The organism is Natronogracilivirga saccharolytica, assembly GCF_017921895.1.
In the GTDB taxonomy this organism is placed as follows: domain Bacteria; phylum Bacteroidota; class Rhodothermia; order Balneolales; family Natronogracilivirgulaceae; genus Natronogracilivirga; species Natronogracilivirga saccharolytica.
Genome location: NZ_JAFIDN010000002.1, coordinates 155,979 through 170,428 on the forward strand (window position 1 = coordinate 155,979; position 14,450 = coordinate 170,428).

Sequence of the window (14,450 nt, forward strand, 5' to 3'; positions counted from 1 at the left end):
GCCTTTTTCGTGTTAGGTTGTGGGTTCAGGTGTGTTGCTCAAGCGGCCTGCTGGAATAGAACTCTTTGTGTTTTAGCAATCAGTTAAAAAGATACCGGACTCCGAACAGCATACGCCATCTGGAACTGCCGCCGTCAATATCATACCGGTCAACACCGGTTTCGCCATCCCTGAATGTAAACTCAGGAGTGGTGCCATCTTCTGCATATCCTTCAAAATTATACAGATAGTAATTGTTGAAATCTCCGGGGATGGCATAATTCGTACCCCATTCGCTGTTCAGCAGATTACCAACATTTTGAATATCGGCGGAAACCTGGAAACGATGCATCTGGCCGCCCATCAACAAACCGAACTCCTGCCGGATGCCAACATCAAATAAGGCAGTAAACGGTCCCCATGCGCCATTTTTTTCAGCATATTGACCACGGTTGTTTCTGAGATACCGGTCATCTTCGATCAGGTTGTCCAGTCGTTCCCACTGCTCCGCTGCGGTAATTGTCTGTCCGTTTGATTCGTAATCAACAAGGTTAATGTCGCCAAAAGACCCAGGAATGTAGGCCAGTGAACGATTTCGGCCCGTGCTTCCGGTTTCATTATTCAGGTTTCTCGCATCAAATCCACCTATGACATAAGAGTGGGGAATTCCGGACTGGGCATTCATAAACAAAGAGAATGTAGTGCTCATACTTCCGGAATTGGTCCACTGGTGCCTGTATGAAAGAGCACTGATAAAGCGATGCCCGGCAGCAAAATCCGATCTGCCGTAATCAGGATTATTCCGCCCGTCTACATTAACCTGCCCTCGCCACTGGGATGAATTCTGTGATGATGTTCCTTCTGACAGTGCTCTGGCATCACCGTAAGAGTAAGCCAGGGTGGCATTCAGTCCGAAGTCAAAATTTTTGGCGAAGGAAGCAGACAAGTTGTATGTATATCCTTTTGAGGTGTTGCTTGCAAGATATACCGCGTTATAAGTCGGATCTATGCTTTCGCCGACATAAACAGGCCTGTTATCTGCACTTCCGGTCCAGTTGAAGTCAACAGTTGGATCAGAGTTGACATTTGTGTAGGTGATATTGTTGATGGTTTTGGTATAAATAGCCTCGAGCGTTGTTGTTATATCACCTGGAAGAGTAAAGTCGGTTGCCAGATTGGTTCTGAAAATCTGGGGATACTTGAAATCTTCGACAAAGAGATCCATCTGACCCGACGGAGTGACAAACTGTGGGTTGGTCGGCTGACCGTCGGGATCGGCAATGAATCGGAAATCATCATCAAGATCACTCAAACTCACTCCCCCTGCAGTCAGTCCATTATTTGTGAACATGGCTCCGGGCCAGACAAACGGGATTCTGCTGGTAAACAGTCCCAGGCCACCGCGAATGACGTTGTCAAATCTGCTTCCGGTTGCATACTGGAAGCCCAGTCGTGGTGAAAACATAAGCTGCCCGTCAGGGGCGCTGCCGGCACGGGTGTTTTCGGCGATATCATAGGCCTCCTGAATTGCGGGAAGCGCAGTGTTGTTGAAGTAACTGTCTTCAACGGGATCATCAAGAATGTAAGGCAGGTCAAGTCTCAGCCCGGCGGTAAGTGTCAGGTTGTCGTTTACCATCCATTCGTTCTGTGCATACAGACCAAACTGAATGGCATTAAAGTCTGCTGCGCCGTCACCGTCCAGTGCGTAAGTCCGGGTATAGAAGCTGGGAGCTTCATTATTAATGAAATCATCGATGCTGTCAAACTCATAATACCCGAAGTTTTGTCTGAGGAACAAATTGTAAATGCTGTAAAACTCATTATGAGTGCCAAGGGTTATCGTATGGTTGCCCCGGAAAATCTGGAAATTGTTGGTCAGGGTGAATATGTCCTGATCCAGTTGGTTGGCGGTGGAAAATTGTTCAGAGCCAAATTCAATTGAACCTCCTCCGCCGTCAGCGATACTGACATACGGAAAACGGTCTCCAAGTGTGCCGCGGTCGTCTCTTACTCTTACATAGCTCAAAGTCAGATTGTTTGAGTGATTTTGGCCGAAAATGGAATTAAGTTCAATGGCCGAAGAATTGGTTACACTCGGGAAGTAAACACCGTTATTAGAAAAGTTGATTCTGGAGCTGCTGCCGGCTCTGCGGCTGAATTGTTCAGCCTTGGTATACTGATGGCGCAGAGTCAGAAAGTGGTTCGGACTGATGTTAAAGTCCAGCTTACCGAAAAACTTAAGTCCGTCCAGGTCTCTGGAAGTGTTTCCGAATGTTCCCGGATCGTAGTCATAGGTATTTAAAAGATGTTCTCTGAGACGATCAAGATCACCTGTACTGGCGCGTTCATCATGAGAGGTGTATTCCTGAACATTGAATGGTGCCGGCGTAGCATCCCTCTGGACTTCTACGTTTGTAAAGAAAAATAACCGGTCCTCAATGATCGGACCACTGGCAGAGACTCCGAACTGCCTTTCGGTGAAGTCTTCAACCTGTTCAGGGTCAACGCCAAGCCGGTCAGCCTGTACCCGGTTGGTTTTGCCGACCAGATTTTCATTTCGAACATAATTGTAGGCGGATGCCGAAAATGTATTCGTACCCGATTTCGTAACGGCATTAATTCCTCCACCGGCAAAGCCTCCCATAGAGACATCATAAGGAGAAATTACGGTCTGAACCTGCTCTACAATGTCCAGGCTGAATGGGGAAATCCCGGTTTGTCCTCCGTGGGTTCCGGAGGCAGCAAGTCCGAAAACATCATTATTCACGGCCCCGTCAATATAGAGTGCATTATATCGGTTATTCATGCCGGCAAAAGTGATTCCGCTGCCACCGTAAGCACTTGATTGTGGAGTAAGTCGCAGGAAGTCGTTCAAGCCCCGGTCCAGGGTGGGCAGATCTTCAAGATTGCGAGATGAAATTTGGGTGCTGGTCCCGGAGTTTTGCCCGGCTGACCCGGCAGTAGCCGTTACAGTAATGGCATCCATATCAATAATTTGTTCTGAAAGCTCAAAGTTGCGGCGTTCTGTTTCACCGAGCCTTAAGGACAGGTTTTCCAGTTCGTATGAGCTGTATCCGGTATAGGAAACACGAACGTTATAGGGACCGCCGACACGCATGCCGGGAATTCGGAAATGCCCGTTGCGGTCTGTAGCTGCTCCATATTGTGTTCCTGATGGGATATGTGTGGCAAGGACTGTTGCTCCAATTAAAGGTTCCTGATTGTCATCAGTTACTGTCCCCGACATAGCGGAGGTAGTTACTCCCTGTGCCAACAGATAGCACGGAATAAATGTTAAAAAGAAGACTGTAAGTAGAATGTGTTTCATGGTTGTGTCTTTATTTTTGATTAACCGTTATCGATTCCTGACCGGAAATGATACACTTGTGTTTACCGGTTTAAACTTCATGCGGGTTTTACTGCATCAGGTTTTACTGCATGCTAGGTTTTACTGCATGCTGGCTAATGAAAGCTACCCGATTGTATATTTCCGAACAGTTACCAATAGGTCATCAAAATGTTACCATGAAATTCCCATGACAGGCCGCCATTTCTGACATGCAGGCGCATGTTTAAAAATGCCATAGTCTTACGTCTGTCATTATGGAGAAGAGATTTTTAAAGACGCAATACCCTCTTGCCGCGGATCATGTGATCAAGGCCTTCTGAAGTGTATCAGAAAAAGGCAGCCCTGAAATCACTCCATGTGAAATCGCTGCCGTCGGAGGCATCTTCCCAGGAAATAATCTCCCAGATGCCGTCTTCTTCCCGGCTGATCTGCAATCTCATGGTTCCCCGGGCCTCAGTGGGCAGGCCCTGCCGGTTGTGTTCGACAGTAAGGGTGTAATCCGCCTGAAACTCCTCAATATCCGAGTCGACCCGGACCTGAGACCTGTTTTGAAGCTCAATATCGTGACCGCTTAATCCCTCGGCTTCGGACCTCATGTTGTTGAAGTAGGTCTCTTCTTCTGAAAAACCCCACCCATGCCAAAGGTCGGGATTGCTGCTTTGGGCCTCGGATGATGGTTCATATTGAAACAGCTCCTGAGAAAGACTTCGTCTGTAATTGTCCAGATTCATTGCCCGGATAGCATTTTCAAGATTTTGAACAACATCCTGCGGCCGGTCCGGCTGTATGAATACCGGTACCGTAGTCGATCCGGGTTCATCCGGCTCACGCGTATCAAAAATACTGCATGAACTCATCATCGATGCAATAAAAACCAGGCCTATGACATTGCGTAGAATCATATTGAAACTTACTGCTATCCGGCCGTAAAGGCAAAATTGTGAGCAGATGAGTTGCTGAACCGAAGGTGATAAATCCTGGGAGCAACGTTATGCATTCAGGTTTTGCATCCAGGCTGCATTTGGGTTAAAAATGTAAACCATCGGGCCGGGAGAAAAAGTCAAATAGATTGCAGTCCAGGGATAAATCCGGAAAGTGAAGTCTGTAATGAAGCAACGAAATACCGGTGTTCTGGATTGCGTCTGCTGAGTTCTCTCCGTGATTATTTTGCGCTGAGCAGGGTCCGGATGAATTTTCAGGGTTGCTGATGCCGGTTCCGAATCCGTAAACGGGGTCGTCCGCAACCGGATGTCCCCACTCACGAAGGTGGAGCCGTATCTGATGCGTACGTCCGGTCACCGGCGTACATTTTACAATGGATGTACTGGCGCCGCGTTTGAGTACTTCAAAATGAGTTTGTGAAGGCTTTCCGTCCGCCGAAATTTTAAACCGGAATCCGTGGCTTCTTCGCACCGGCCTGTCAATGGTTATCCGGTCCTGATCCGGATTGCCGGAGACAACACAGAGATAGGATTTGGTTACAGTGCCGAAAGCAAAAGCAGACTGAATGTTCCTTGCAAAGGTGTTATTCAGTCCGAAAAGGATGATGCCGGATGTGACCGCATCAAGCCGGTGCAATATTTTCGTCCGGCTTTTTTGATACCCGAACCCTTCAAGTATGGAAGTGAGTGTATTTCTGTTATAACGGCCGCCAGGATGCACCGGCATCGGGGCCGGTTTGTACACAAGCAGATAGTCCTTTGATTCTTCGAGTACAACTGTTTCATCCGGGACGGATGGTTCTGTATATGACGGCGAGAAAAAAGTCAGATGGGGATTGGCGGCAATCTGGTCGCCGGGCCGCAGTATGCGTCTGCCCTGGGAAACCGAATCGCTGAGCAGCCTCTCAATCCACTGGTCGCGGGATCGAAAAGGAAACCTGAGTCTGAGAAAGCGGATAATTTCAAGACCCGCCTCATGGCTTTTTACACGACAGGTCATATAGCGGCGATAGGGAGCTGCTATTCTCACTTTGCGAAACAAACCGTCAGTGAATGGAATGATTCCGTTCTCACTGTCCATCAGCTCTGCTCTTGAACGACCTGTCGAAATAGTGATACCACCGGCGAAACGGGGCATATGCTTTTTCGGGATCGAAAGGCCGCTTATGCGGATGCCGGCGGCAAGCTTCACTGCAGCATCCTTCCATCAGCGCGGCGCCCTTCTCAGAGCAGATGAACAGCCTGTTACACTCCATGTTGGCGCAGTTGATGTACATATCGCAGGGCTCGCCGGTAATATCGCAGTAGCTTACGGGATCCTGCTCCTCCGGATTCACGGGCACAACGAGACGGTCGTCAAAAACAAAGCACTTTCCGCGAAAATGTTTTCCTCCCTCTTTTCGGGCATAATTGAGGATTCCGCCATGCAGCTGATTCACGTCGCTGTACCCATTCTTTTTCATCAGGACCGAAAACTTCTCACAGCGAATCCCGCCGGTACAGTACATCAGGATTTTTTTATCCTTTTCGATGCCGGATTCATCCAGCCATTTCGGAAAATCATAAAACTGGTCGACTTTTGGTTTCAAAGTGCCTTCAAAATGACCTATTCTTGATTCATATTGATTCCGGACATCAATCATCACATACTCTTCGCCGGATTCCATCAATCGCCGCCACTCTTCCGGCTGCAGGTGATTGCCTCCGTCAGTAACCGGATCCAGCTCTGTGCCGGCATGCAATGAGACGATTTCCGGACGATATTTGACACTCAGCCGCGCAAAGGGTATGTGGTCACATTCATCTTCCTTAAACACGGTATCTTCAAATCCTTTTTTAGACCAGAGAAAATGTTTATAGGCAGAGATATGCTCCGTTGTTCCGCCAAGTGTACCGTTGATCCCCTCTTCGGAGATATAAACCCGTCCCTTAAGGCCATGATCACGGCACCACTCCCTGTGCTCAGCCACCCAGTGCTCCGGCTCAGCGAGGCTGGCAAATTTGTAATACAGTATAACCCGATATTGCTGCTGCATTGTTCCGAGGTGCGTTGGTTCGAAAAAAGTTTGAAAGTATACAAGGTCGTAAGAAGTGGAAAGATAACGCATTACAAATCAGATTGGTACAAGGGGAAAAATGTCATAATTGCCGGTAAATTTAGTAATTTAAGTTCCATCTCTACTGTTAATTCATCGCTTTCCTCATGCTTTCATTCATATCGGGTTTAGTTTTGCTGGTTTTGTCCGGAGGATGGAGCAGCGACCACGTACGCCAGGAACAACAGTCCGCCCGGAAAAGCCCTCAGATCGGTCCCGGAAAGGAAATAAGTGCGGAGCCGGTGAAATGCATGACACCTTATATCCTGCTTCAGGAGGAAGATCCCGGACGAACTGATCCTGCATTGAGCGAGGAGCCCGGCAAAACGGTTCCGGCAGATATGCTGCAGGATCTTGAGCTTTATTACTCAAAGTCGGGCAGGTTCCGGATTGAATACCTGACAAGCGGCTTCAGTGCGGTCCCGGCGGAGGATCTTACAGGAACGGGAGTTCCGGATTTTGTGGAATGGACGGCCGATTACGCCGACTATGCTTTTGAGCGCCAGGTGGTGGATATGGGCTTTGTTGACCCCACTCGCAACCACGGCGAAGAGTGCGGCAACCGGTCCGGCGCCTGGCAGGACACCGTTATCACCATCAGGTACCGAAGTTTCAACGCCTATGGCGAATTCAATCCAAATACGCCTTTTCAGTTTACCGTTCACAACAACTTTGAGGGGTTTCCGGAAAATACGGATCCGGACGGCAACGTGAAGGGCGCCCTGAAAGCGACAGTTGCACATGAGCTCAAGCATGTCATTCAGTATGCGACCAATTGCCTGCAGGGAGATGCCGGCAGTTTTGACTGGGTGGAAATGGATGCCACGATGATGGAAAACGTCGTATTTCCTGAGGTGAATGATTACTACAACTATATTGGCGGAACATCCGGCATATTCGGCAATCCGCGGCGGTCGACGCCCGTCGCCTACAGCCACGTCACCTGGTCGCTTTTTTATGCGGAAGAGCTCGGCATTGATTTCTGGGTCGATACCTGGGAAATCATCCGGGATGAACCCCTGAGCCCCATGATACGGGCAATGCGCATGGCGATGGCGGATGATAGTTACAATAATAACCGTGCACAGGACATGCCGGTCCGCACAGAAAGCGGCGATTTCCTTACCCTGTTTATCAGAAATCATCTCTGGCACGCGGCGTCAGGGGCCCGGACATCGCCTGACTACGGTTTTTCAGAGTCCGTCGATTATCCGGATGCTTCTGTAACAGAAAACCGGGGACCTGTCCCTGAGCCGTACACCGGCACAGGCAGTCTTGATCGCCTGTCCGCAACATACAGCATGTTCTATCCGGCATCGTCACAAACAGGTAACCTGCAGATCACGGCGGAACACGGCAGTGGGAATATGGGGGTGGGAGTACTGGCCTACAAGGAAGACGGCAGTACTGCAGAATGGCTGATTCCGTCAGGTTCAGAAACCACAACCGGGGCTGTTTCGCCATTTCTGGCATCCAACACGGATTCGTTTTTAGTGGCGCTGGTTAATGCCGATCCGGAACAGGCTTTGAATTATGAAGTTGAGCTGAGTATCAAAACCGTCCCCGAAGAATTTGCTCTGGAATCAAATTATCCCAATCCGTTTTCGACTTCGGGCAATCCGGGGACAAACATTGTATTTCTTCTTCCCGAACGGGAGCATGTAACCATAACCGTTTATGATGCCGCCGGCCGGAAGGTAGCTGTTCTTTTTGATGATGAAGCGGATCCGGGGCGGCATGTTGTTTCCTTTGAGCCGCGCAATCTTGCAAGCGGCGTTTACATATACAGGGTGCATGCCGGTCCGGTCAGAAAAAGCGGCAAAATGACGTTTATTCGCTGAGACTGACCTTATTTGTTTGTATTTTCAGATTTAACGACCATTTGCAACTCCCGTTGCAGACTGGTACAGCCACCAGACACCCGCGTCGGTATCCATATGCGGTAACCTGCCAGATGAAAATCTTTATCGCAATCATAATCGTCACTTTTCTCTCCGGAATCACGGTATCACCGGTATCAGGCCAGGATGTTGTCCGTTGTCTTACACCGGTTTTTCTGGACGAAGCAGATCAGAAGCCGGATCATGCAGCCATGTCTGCATCCTTTCGGCATGAAACCATGGCCGGACTGAAGGAGATGCAGTCCCGCATGGCTGCATTTGACGATCATGTCTACGAGTCGGAGTCCGGCATCTTCCGGCTTCATTACCAGACGGAAGGCGCCGACAGTGTCTGGAGTGATGAAACCGGCATCGGTCCGGAGGGGGTGCCCGACTATATTGTAAAAGCTGCCCAGTACGCCGATTCCTCTTACCGGTATCAGGTGGAGCAACTCGGTTATGCAGATCCGCTCGATCAGTCCGTATGCGGAGACTCGATTTTGCCCCGGATGCATCTTCGTTTTGGTGATATCAGAGACGGATCGGGAAACAAAGTGTTTGGTTACTTCAACCCGTCATCGCCGGACACGCTGTTCATCAACAGCACCTTTGACGATCCCGGATTCCAGAATAACGACAACGAGGAATCATCATATAAGGGCACGATCAAGAATGAAATACTGGGCGCCCTGAAGGTTACCATCGCGCACGAACTCAAGCATGCCATCCAGTACGCCACAAACTGCCTGAGCGGTGACGCCGGATCCTTTGAATGGACGGAAATGGACGCAACCATGATGGAGGATGTCGTATTTCCGAATGTCAATGACTACCGCAACTACATTCAGGGCTCAGCGGGAATTTTCGGTAATCCGCAGACCAAGTTTCCTGTCGAATACAGCCATGTCACTTTCATGCTCCACTATCATGAGTATTTTGGACCCGGCTTCTGGGTGGATGTCTGGGATGTGATCGGCCGGGCCTATCCGGGAAAAAACATCGCCATGACGTCAGCCATGAGTGAGGTTATTGAAGCTCATAATAACGGTTTTGGCGACGGGCAGACCAGCCTCGAATCCACCCTGATCAGAAACTACCTGTGGCACATGGCATCCGGCAACCGTGCCGCAGAGAGCGGAGGGTACGGATTTGCCGCCTCCGCTGAGTATCCCGATCCTGTATTTTTCGGCAGTTTTGACTCCATCCCGCATATGCCCTATAACCAGGCTACGGTTCCGCATCATGCCGGACGCTTTTTCGAATTTCATGCCGGTGAATTGCATGTTGCCGGACAAGTTGCCCTGGCGCTGTTCAACAGTGACACTCCGCTCGGAATCGGGCTGCTCGCAAAAAAGAAGTCCGGCGAAATTACCGAGCATATTGTGACTCCGGAGGATTCCACCCTGCAAAAACTGGCACTGCCTTTTCACTGGCAGGATCTTGAATGGCTGGGCATGGCAGTGATCAATCTGAACAGTTCGGCACCGCTGAACCGTTTTGAGCTGCTTGCCGGAACGGATCCGGATGGAAGCGGCCCGGTCATCGAGCGCCTCATATACGGCGATCTTTCCGGCGACGGCGAGCTGACGGATGAAGATGCCCTGCTGATGCTTGAAAATGCGTTGCATCCGGCCGACCTGCCGGTTTCCGCCTATTTCCAGAACGATCTTTCCAGAAGCGGCCGCATCGGCCATTATGATGCGGGCAAGGTTTTCCGCTTGCTTGACAACCGGATTCGTGGATTTCCGATGGATGAAAACCGCAACGGATTGGGTCCGGAGTGGTCCCGGTTCACTCAGCACGAACCCGGCGATAATGATCTTGTCACGGCTGGCCGGGAAATAAAGGCGCTTACAGAAGATACCATCACCGCTGCGTTGAATATTGATACGGACCTCCTGTTTCTGGACCTGGAGGCGGATATGGTTTTATCCGTTTCCGGAGCCCGTGACGAGGCGATACACTCGCTCTATCTGGAGCTGGCTATCGATTATCCGCCCGAAGGAGGAGGTACGGGAAAAGGTGATCCGATACAGCTTGATATTGTGGATATATTCGGAAACAGCCTGTCTGGCGGACGTGATGGCTGGAGGTATGAATGGAATGAAGAAAAGCTGCGGCTGGCTTATGCCTCATCGGAACCCCTGGAAGACCCTCTTAACCCGGGAGATATTCTCAACATCAGGTTTGTGCCCGAAAATGAGGGTTACATTCATTTTCGCATTGATGAGCTTCGTATTGATGAGCATCAGTATGCTATTAATCACGAGGGAATGGATACCATCAGAGTACTGGACCCGGTGGGCTCGGAAACAGAAGACCAGCTGCCTTCCCGGGTTGTCCTGCATCAAAACTACCCCAATCCGTTTAATCCGGAGACAAAAATTGAGTTTGACCTCCCGGAATCCATGCCGGTGAGGCTCCGGGTTTATGACGTTACCGGCCGCCTGCTGACTACCCTTGTGGATGACTATTTGCAGGCCGGAAGGCACAGAACACGGTTGGACATACGCGATCATCCCGGTCTTGGAAGCGGAGTCTATTTATATCACCTTCAGGCAGGAAGCAAAACCATTACCCGCAAAATGACACTGGTGAAATGATCGATAGGGGCGGCTTTCCGGTAATGATGGTGTTCATTCTGCTTTTTTCGGTGGCCATGAGTTCCCTGGCTCTGGATCATCAGTCTGCCTATGACGGAGTAGCGGGTGAAAGGTCTGATCGGCAAAGTCATGGTGAACATGCTCACGGGCATCACGGGCTTGATGAACCGGCCCATGGTCAATATGATGGTGCCCGACAGAATCAAAATGTCCGGATAAACGAATTCATGTCATCCAACAATCTGACCGCCAGTGATGAGGACGGCGATTTTGAGGACTGGATTGAACTGGTTAATACCGGCAGCGAACCCGTTTCAACAGAACATCTGGCACTTTCTGATGACCCGGAAGACCCGTGGCGATGGATGCTTCCGGACACGACCATTGCTCCGGGAGATTTTCTGCTGATCTGGGCGTCGGGGAAAGACCGCACCGAACCGGGCAGGCCGTTGCATGCCAATTTTGCGATTAACCGTCTTGGAGAGCCGCTGCTTCTCAGCCATGTGATTACCGGTGAGCGGATCGATTCCATCCCGCCGGTACATCTGAACAGCGATCACTCCTTCGGCCGCAAGCCGGACGGAACCGGCGAATGGTATTTTTTCCGCGAGGCAACACCGGGCGCCCCCAATACCACCGAAGCCTACCGCGACCGGCTGGGTCCACCGTCGTTTTCACACCCTCAAGGGTTTCACACGAGCGCTTTTAAACTTGAAGTGGCGCATAATGATCCTGAGGCCACTATTTACTACACTTTGAATGGGGACAGTCCGGACAGCTCGTCGAAGAAGCTGGAGCCCGGCCAGGAAATCCCCATACGTGACCGGTCTGATGATCCCAATGCATTTTCCACTATCCGCACGACCGAGATGGACGGTCATAACCTTCATTTCACAAAGCCGGATCATCCTGTTGCCAAGGGGACCGTGCTGCGGTTCCTTGTCACTCGACCCGGTTACCTGCCAGAAGAAATCACAAAGACCTATTTCGTATTTGACGAAGGCGCAGAAAGGTACTCCTTTCCGGTAGTTTCGGTGGTATCGGACAGTATGAATTTTTTCGGGCATGAGGAGGGCATTTATGTCCCGGGCATTCACTATGAAAAAGATCCCCGTCCGGGCCACGGCAATTACCGGATGAGGGGGCGCGACTGGGAGGCCCCATCGCATGTCACCATGTTTGAAGGAGACGGCAGTGTCGCATTTGATCAGGGCGCGGGCATCCGCATTCACGGCGGATTTTCCCGCCAGGGCCCGCAAAAAAGCCTGCGCCTTTACGCCAGGACGGAATACGGCGACGACCGTTTTCACTATCCGGTATTTCCGGATCAGGATTATTATTCATACAACCGGCTGCTGTTGCGCAACTCCGGCAATGACTGGGTTGAAACCATGTTTCGCGATGCCGCTTCCCAGACTGTGGTGCGCCACATGAATTTCAAGACCCAGGCCTACCGGCCGGCACTTGTATTTATCAACGGAGAATACTGGGGCATCCAGAACTTCCGCGAAAGGTACGACCGGCACCTGATCGGCAGGGTTGCCGGCGTGGATGAAGAAAATATTGACCTGCTTGACGACCATATGCGGCCCAAGGAGGGCGACAGCCTGCATTACCGTGAAACCAGGGATATTTTTGTAAAAGAGGATATGTCGGATCCCGAACAGTACCAGAGGATTCTGAAGCGGATTGATATGGATAACCTGCTGGACTATTACACGGCTCAGGTCTGGTTCGGAAACGACGACTGGCCTCACAACAACATCGATTTCTGGCGGCTCAGAACGGAGTACCGGCCTGATGCGCCGGCAGGTCATGACGGCCGCTGGCGATGGATGCTTGTTGATACCGACCGGTCCATGGCTCTGTTCAACTATTTTGCCCTTCCGAACTACGATCTTCTTGACTGGCTCCTGCGAGAGGTCAATCCCCGTACGGGGGAAGCCTGGCCCAACGAACTGCTTCGCAATCTTCTTGACAGCCCTGAATTTCACAGGAAATTTGTCAACCGCATGGCCGGACATCTGAACACAACCTTCCGTCCGGAAAGAGTAAAAGAGATAGTCAGCAGTATGGCCGATGTGGTCAGACCTGAAATCGAAGAGCATATCGGGCGGTGGGAACGGCCACAAAGCAAAGAAAGCTGGCAGGGAGCTGTTGGGAATATGCTTTCTTTTGCAGATTTGCGCCCGGACCACGTTCGCAATCACATCAAGGAGCATCTCGGAACCGGCCCCACTGTAACCCTTACGGTGGATGTGAGCGATGCCGGCAGCGGCTATGTGCAGGTTGAAAGCATTGATCTTTTGCCGGAGACACCGGGGGTTGTACCGCCATCCAACCAGTCGGCAGGAGCCGGCAATGAGCAACTTTATGATACAAAGCGCCAGCGCAGGCTGCCTGTGGATGATGTTGGTTCCGAAGCAGATGTATATCCGTGGGATGGCGTATATTTTGAAGAGGTTCCTGTGAAACTCGTTGCCAGGGCCTGGCCCGGGCACCAGTTCTCCCACTGGGAGAAAAAAGAAAATTCCGGAGATTATACAGAACCGCAGCATACTGACACGCTGATGCTTTCTCTTTCAGGTGATGCTGTGACGGAGGGCGAGGTGCATGTAAAGGCGGTGTTCGAGCCCGATAATGATCAGGTTATTGAGCCGAAACCCCATGTTCTTGCCTCGGGGGAATACCGGTTTGAGGAATGGCCTGCCGATACAACCGCAGGCGCACATCCACCCTCCCTGGCGTTTGTATACATGGATCACAAAGAGCCCCGGCTGGATGCTGAGATTGAGGGTGAGACATCCGGTTTGTTTCATTTGCAATCACGGACAAGGGTGACCGGTCACGGATCGGAGGGCTTCGCGTTCATAAACACCTCTCATCCGGACGGAAATGAAGGCTACCCCGGCAGACGCCTGGGAGGCGCGTTGCTTAATCTGGATACGCGCGATGTGGAGGAAAACACCGTGTCGGTGTCCTGGACCGGCCTGACTCATGCGGAAAATTCGAGAAGATACCACCTCAGGCTTCAGTACCGCATCGGCGATTCCGGGCCGTTTCATGATGTCACTGACGCGGAGGGCGATCCTGTGACTTACAAACCGCAGGCTGACGGCGAATCCGCAAAGATGGGTCCTCATTATCTTCCCGGACATCTCATCGACAAACCGCTTGTACAATTATTCTGGCGCTATTATTACTCGGGGAAGCGGACGGATCCGGTTGACGGGTCACGGTCATGGCTGGGTGTGTCAGACATATCGGTACAGCCCGACAGACTTACGGGGGCGGATCCTGATGGGAAAGATCCCGAAGGACCGGATTCAGAAATTCCGTCCCGGGTAGAGCTTAAGCAAAACTATCCCAACCCATTCAATCCGGTAACGGTCATTTCTTACCGTCTGCCCGAGGAAACAAATGTCCGGCTTTCCGTCTACGACTCCATCGGCCGCCGGGTTGTCACGCTGGTTGACGGCAAGCAGACCGCAGGGAGTCATGACGTTACTTTTGACGGAACGGGGCTGGCAAGCGGGGTTTATATTTATCACCTCGAGGCCGGGGATGTTGTCAGGTCCGGAACCATGACACTTCTGAAATAG

7 protein-coding genes are annotated in these 14,450 nt (G+C 51.0%); 3 read left to right on the forward strand and 4 right to left on the reverse strand.

The window, feature by feature from the left end:
* Positions 1-79: 79 nt before the first annotated feature.
* The 4 genes from NATSA_RS02980 to trhO all read right to left on the reverse strand — a co-directional run bounded on the left by NATSA_RS02980 (position 80) and on the right by trhO (position 6,377).
* Positions 80-3,226: a TonB-dependent receptor gene (locus NATSA_RS02980; RefSeq protein ID WP_246481653.1), complete on the reverse strand. Its 3,147-nt coding sequence runs from the start codon at positions 3,224-3,226 to the stop codon at positions 80-82.
* 428 nt (positions 3,227-3,654) lie between these two features.
* Positions 3,655-4,230, reverse strand: coding sequence for a hypothetical protein (locus NATSA_RS02985; RefSeq protein WP_210510285.1), 576 nt, complete (start codon positions 4,228-4,230; stop codon positions 3,655-3,657).
* A 124-nt stretch (positions 4,231-4,354) separates the two neighbouring features.
* Positions 4,355-5,407 carry a pseudouridine synthase gene (locus tag NATSA_RS02990; protein WP_210510287.1) on the reverse strand — a complete coding sequence of 351 codons (1,053 nt, stop codon included), beginning with the start codon at positions 5,405-5,407 and terminating at the stop codon, positions 4,355-4,357.
* Entirely contained in the window at positions 5,340-6,377 is a 1,038-nt protein-coding gene (gene trhO / locus NATSA_RS02995; RefSeq protein ID WP_246481655.1) for an oxygen-dependent tRNA uridine(34) hydroxylase TrhO, read from the reverse strand. The genes NATSA_RS02990 and trhO overlap by 68 nt, the downstream gene beginning before the upstream one ends.
* A 95-nt stretch (positions 6,378-6,472) precedes the next feature.
* On the opposite strand from trhO, the gene NATSA_RS03000 reads away from it, so the two are divergent.
* The 3 genes from NATSA_RS03000 (at position 6,473) to NATSA_RS03010 (ending at position 14,450) form a co-directional block, all read left to right on the forward strand.
* Positions 6,473-8,206, forward strand: a complete 1,734-nt coding sequence (locus NATSA_RS03000; RefSeq protein WP_210510288.1) for a T9SS type A sorting domain-containing protein — start codon at positions 6,473-6,475, stop codon at positions 8,204-8,206.
* A gap of 113 nt (positions 8,207-8,319) precedes the next feature.
* Positions 8,320-10,848 carry a T9SS type A sorting domain-containing protein gene (locus NATSA_RS03005; RefSeq protein WP_210510290.1) on the forward strand — a complete coding sequence of 843 codons (2,529 nt, stop codon included), beginning with the start codon at positions 8,320-8,322 and terminating at the stop codon, positions 10,846-10,848.
* Entirely contained in the window at positions 10,845-14,450 is a 3,606-nt protein-coding gene (locus tag NATSA_RS03010) for a CotH kinase family protein (protein WP_210510292.1), read from the forward strand. The genes NATSA_RS03005 and NATSA_RS03010 overlap by 4 nt, the downstream gene beginning before the upstream one ends.

Coding starts and splice junctions, on each gene's coding strand:
- trhO (WP_246481655.1), bottom strand. CDS start 6,377: ATGCGTTATCTTTCCACTTCTTACGACCTTGTATACTTTCAAACTTTT.
- NATSA_RS03000 (WP_210510288.1), top strand. CDS start 6,473: ATGCTTTCATTCATATCGGGTTTAGTTTTGCTGGTTTTGTCCGGAGGA.
- NATSA_RS02980 (WP_246481653.1), bottom strand. CDS start 3,226: ATGTCGGGGACAGTAACTGATGACAATCAGGAACCTTTAATTGGAGCA.
- NATSA_RS02990 (WP_210510287.1), bottom strand. CDS start 5,407: ATGCCCCGTTTCGCCGGTGGTATCACTATTTCGACAGGTCGTTCAAGA.
- NATSA_RS03005 (WP_210510290.1), top strand. CDS start 8,320: ATGAAAATCTTTATCGCAATCATAATCGTCACTTTTCTCTCCGGAATC.
- NATSA_RS02985 (WP_210510285.1), bottom strand. CDS start 4,230: ATGATTCTACGCAATGTCATAGGCCTGGTTTTTATTGCATCGATGATG.
- NATSA_RS03010 (WP_210510292.1), top strand. CDS start 10,845: ATGATCGATAGGGGCGGCTTTCCGGTAATGATGGTGTTCATTCTGCTT.